This window comes from Rhizobium sp. BK098, assembly GCF_014193155.1.
GTDB lineage: Bacteria > Pseudomonadota > Alphaproteobacteria > Rhizobiales > Rhizobiaceae > Rhizobium.
In genome coordinates, this window is sequence record NZ_JACHYY010000045.1 from 1 (window position 1) to 1,989 (window position 1,989).

At 53.4% G+C, this 1,989-nt stretch carries 3 protein-coding genes; 1 reads left to right on the forward strand and 2 read right to left on the reverse strand.

The genetic code is table 11. The features are described 5' to 3' along the window. Nucleotides 1-158: 158 nt before the first annotated feature. Complete coding sequence (locus tag FHT73_RS29225; RefSeq protein ID WP_183716539.1) at nucleotides 159-506, reverse strand: hypothetical protein; 348 nt, start codon at nucleotides 504-506, stop codon at nucleotides 159-161. A gap of 825 nt (nucleotides 507-1,331) precedes the next feature. Here FHT73_RS29225 and FHT73_RS29230 point away from each other — a divergent pair. Continuing rightward, complete coding sequence (locus FHT73_RS29230) at nucleotides 1,332-1,646, forward strand: hypothetical protein (RefSeq protein WP_112611648.1); 315 nt, start codon at nucleotides 1,332-1,334, stop codon at nucleotides 1,644-1,646. Between the two features lie 144 nt (nucleotides 1,647-1,790). On the opposite strand, the gene FHT73_RS29385 is transcribed toward FHT73_RS29230, so the two are convergent. Then, nucleotides 1,791-1,989: hypothetical protein (locus FHT73_RS29385; RefSeq protein WP_210290537.1), on the reverse strand; the 199-nt coding region annotated here is incomplete at its 5' end.

Here is a 1,989-nt window from a genome sequence, read left to right on the forward strand (position 1 = left end):
CGATTGCGTTCGCATCCCCGCAGATAGCAGTCGTGGCGCTAACACTCTGTTAACCACAGAAATTGAGGAAGAACCCGGTTAAATGCAAAACGACAGGAGGGCCGGGTACGGTTCTGACGAGATTTTGAAAGAACCCGCCATTTCGATAGCTTACAGTTTTATCTCTGCACCTTTTGGCCATCGAGGTAGCCGTGTTCGAAAGCCTTGGCGAGCACGCTTCGTTCCGGATAAGGATTTTCCTCACCTGTCACGTCCCGCATACCAGCTTCGCCGCCACGCTCATATGCCTCTCTGGTCGCCTCATCCGAGGCTTTCAAATCCGGGAGTTCGAGTATTTCTGTGCCGACCGGATCAGGAGGGTTCGACGTCACGCGGTGTCCTGACGGACCTGGACGATTTTCGACTTGCATAGCTGTTTCCTCCTGAGGGCGTGGAGCGATGAGCACTGACGAACAGGCCGCGTATGCGGTCATCACAAAGGCCGCATTTAAAAGAAGCCGTTCCATCGCCCCGAAGGATCGCGATCTGCTGATCGAGGCGAGACGAGAGCGACGCTGACAAAATCAGTATCGCTCTCCATTTAAGGCTATTTGATGCGCTCAGGCTTGCGGGATTTATCGTTTCTGCTCTTGCTGGATGATGTCTTCGCATCGAAGGCCTGCCCGAAATTCGTGCCGCCGAGATGCCCGCCACCACTCGTGTTGTTGACTTGGCGCAGTGTGTGATCAGGCTCGGAACACTGACCCTGTTGAAAGTCCCGACAACGATTTGAAATTAATGGCAAAAGCGGGTGGCTTGCGGGGGTTATGACCGACGCCGATTGCAACCCGCCAATATTACGGAAAGTCAAATCTATTTCAACAGCTTAAGCGCGCTCTCGACGGGGTGATTCTTCAACGCTTATTCACAGCCATGGAGATGTGGAATGGGATCGCACGCTTGAAAACGGCATAAGCGAAAGCAGAGGGTGAGATTTTTGGCCGGACAGCATTAAGTTTACAGTGCCCTCTCCCGAGACCATGACCTTCCAAGCTATCCGCGCCATCTTTTTCGCGAGTGCTCGATGACGCAGACGGCCAGCTACTACAACAATGCCGAACGAAGAAACGGACGCCCGGCGCGACTTGTGATCTGAACTGCGATCACGTCGGCCACCGGAATGTGAAAATGACTTGCTGCCTGTCAGTCAAGAGCCTAATCTGTGGACCAGTCGGAGAAGAGGATGCATCACGTTTACCAACTTGGCGCAATCTCTGATGGGCAGAAGTGTTTGCCAACCGGCTCGCCTCAGATGCCGGTTCTCGCCTCCAATAGTGAAAGCGAGGCAGCCCATGGATATCTTCATTGCAAAGAGAAACATCCAAAACTTCAATACTTTGCTCCTTGCGGAGCAGAGCGATATTCAGAAAAGCGTTCTCGTGGAGCTGCTTCGACGAGAAGAGAAAAAGCTAAAAGCAGCAATCTTGGCAGACGACCATCGAACCCTAGCGCACAACGACTCAAACGAGATTCCAAACTCCTCGCCCCCGGCGATGGAAGCTAGCGCAAGGTGCGCTAATCTCCCTGCGGTTTCTGGTAATGTGCTCTGGAGAAAAATCGCGCTTGAGCGATGGGAAAATGAAGGCGGTGCCACTCGACTGCATTGATGGTGGCTAGGAAGGGCGCACGAGGTTTTGCTACGCTCTCAACAATGGGAAATGAGGTGCTCTCCTACTCGACGGAATACGCGGTGATAGTCGAGCGAGCGGCTTTTCGCGCTTCTCCCACTCTGGCACTTCCACTATTACGCGTCAGGCTTGCAGAACGTCAGCAGCACTTTTAGAAATCCTATAGCGGCCGGCGATGGCTTGGACGCGCAGCTGGGCATTGATGATATAGACGCCCGCGACGATCCCAGTGTGTGGCAAGGTGAGTTTGTTTGAAGCCACCATTGGAGGATGGGCATCATGATTGAAGTTCGTACGATTGGTCTGGATCTGGCCAAGACGG